We start from the raw sequence: 2,062 nt of genomic DNA on the forward strand, positions 1-2,062 counted from the left end.
CCCGGGCCCGTGAAATCTCTACCCGGATGACCAAACCCGTTGAGAGCGTCGCGGTAGCCGCCGATCTCATGGAGAACGTCGCCCAGGCCCGGACCGTGGGCTGATCGTCGTGCTACCTCAAAGGATTCGCCAGGAGGACCGACTGAACGAGATCACCAAAGAGTGCCGGCTATGCGGCTCGACCGGCCCCCATCGAACTCTTGCGGTACGCGAGATGATGTACGGGACCCAGGAGCGGTTCGAATACTATTTCTGCACCGCGTGCGAGACGTTGCAGATCGTCGATGTGCTCGAGGGCGAAGAGCTGATGCGGCACTATCCGCGAAACTATCACTCGTACAACGAGCCTCGGATTCTCGGATGGCTCATCACGCGGCACGACCGCTACAAATTGCATACCGGCGGCCGGCTGGTCGGTCCGCTTTTGACGAGGCGCTTGCCCGACGGCATACTTCGCCTTCTCCTCGGAGGGGATGTCATCGGAATGCTCGCTAGGCTGCCGCTCGGACGGGACGCGCGAATTCTGGACGTGGGCTGCGGCAGCGGTTTGCTGCTCGATCGGTTGGCCAGAGCGGGATTCACCAACTTGTCCGGTGCAGATCCGTTCATCGCGGCCGATCGCGAGACACCGCGGGGCGTGCCCCTGATGAAGAGCGACTTGAGCGACGTGACGGGCGAATTCGATCTCATCATGTTCAATCACTCGCTCGAACATGTTCCGGACCCGATCGCGATGCTCGAGGTCGCCCGCGAGAAGCTCGCCGCCGGAGGCATCTGCCTGGCCCGCGTGCCGACGACCTCATCCGAAGCCTGGACAACCTATGGCGCGGATTGGGTGCAGATCGACGCGCCCCGGCATTTCGTCATACCCTCGCGACATGCGATGACACTGGCCGCCGAGAAGGCCGGCCTGCAAGTGGAACAGACATTTGATGATTCGAACCTGGGCCAGTTCATGGGCAGCGAAGCCTATCGGCGGGGCGTTCCGGTGACCGACCCGAAAATTCTTCGGATGTTTGGTGCCAGGCAACTGTGGGAGTGGGAAAAACGCGCGGCTCGACTCAATAGGCAGGGCCGCGGGGACCAGAAGGGCTTTGTCTTGCGGGCGAAGTGAGCCCGTCAGATGATGCCGGCGCCCCTGGCCACCAGCGAGAGCCCGACCACCGCGAAGATGGCCGCCAGCACCTGAGGGCGGTGGGCCAGCGCCCATTCGTGCAGAGGTTGAAGCGCCGCTTGGGTTTTCGCGGGTGCGAGCAGATAGGTGACGAGGGTGATCTCGAAAACCCCGAGCATCCCGACGACGAAGGCTATGGCCGCGACGATCTGCGTGCCGATCGAGGCACCCGAGGCGACGACGGTGGTGTCGACGAGCAGAACCACGGCGGGGCCCGGCAAGAACGTCATGCCGGTCACCAGCGCCACCCACAGCGCCCCGTTTTCCCACGCCTTGTTGGCGCGGTCGGTCAGACGCCGGATCGCCGATCCGCGCTCCGGCGCATCGGAGTCCAGCACCGCGGTCGGGGAATTGCCGACCGGCGCCGGCACCCGTTCCCGCTGACGCGCCCGGGAGCGCACCGCGATAAGCGCCGAGACCGACAGCGCGAGTGCACCCAGGGCGAGTTGAATATGCCGGGCGGTGGAGTTGGGCCCCGCGGTCGCCAAACTGTGCGCGGTCGTTCGGAACGCCGGCATGACGTGCAGCAGCAGCAGCGGAATCAGCAGGGCGGGCACATTCGTTATCAGGCAGCCCACCCAGCAGGCGACCAAGTTTTGCACCGGTCGCGGCCGGGAGATCAGGAGCAGGACGAGGCCGAGAAGCACAGGGTTGAGCGCCAACAGAAGCGCCAGCCCCAGCACGGAACCCCACACAGCCCGAAGACACTACCTTGTCGCGGCGGACATGCGTTTCAGTAGCCAGCGCACGTCAGTCAACCCGTCTTGAGCGCGCGAAGTTCTCCAGGAGATCGGCGGTGTTGGCCACGCTTTCGGCGGGTTTGGAAGTCTGGGTGGCTAGCTCGCGGGCCCGGGAGACATAGTCGGGACCGAGGATCCGGTGCAGGTC

At 64.7% G+C, this 2,062-nt stretch carries 2 protein-coding genes and 1 pseudogene; 1 reads left to right on the forward strand and 2 read right to left on the reverse strand.

Annotation, left to right across the window (positions count from 1 at the left end; genetic code table 11):
- Positions 1–142 precede the first annotated feature (142 nt).
- The gene (locus A5747_RS08940; protein WP_233147992.1) at positions 143–1,114 is read left to right on the forward strand and encodes a class I SAM-dependent methyltransferase; all 972 of its coding nucleotides are present in this window, start codon (positions 143–145) and stop codon (positions 1,112–1,114) included.
- Positions 1,115–1,119: 5 nt separating this feature from the next.
- Here A5747_RS08940 and A5747_RS08945 read toward each other — a convergent pair whose 3' ends face one another.
- Both A5747_RS08945 and A5747_RS25435 read right to left on the reverse strand, forming a co-directional pair.
- Positions 1,120–1,869 (reverse strand): GAP family protein, encoded by a 750-nt coding sequence (locus tag A5747_RS08945; RefSeq protein WP_076123456.1) that lies wholly within the window; start codon positions 1,867–1,869, stop codon positions 1,120–1,122.
- Positions 1,870–1,924: 55 nt separating this feature from the next.
- Positions 1,925–2,062, reverse strand: a pseudogene (locus A5747_RS25435) (glycosyl transferase family 1); the annotation flags it as partial.

Origin of the sequence: Mycobacterium sp. IS-836, from assembly GCF_001954275.1 — a bacterium.
Taxonomy (GTDB): Bacteria; Actinomycetota; Actinomycetes; order Mycobacteriales; family Mycobacteriaceae; genus Mycobacterium.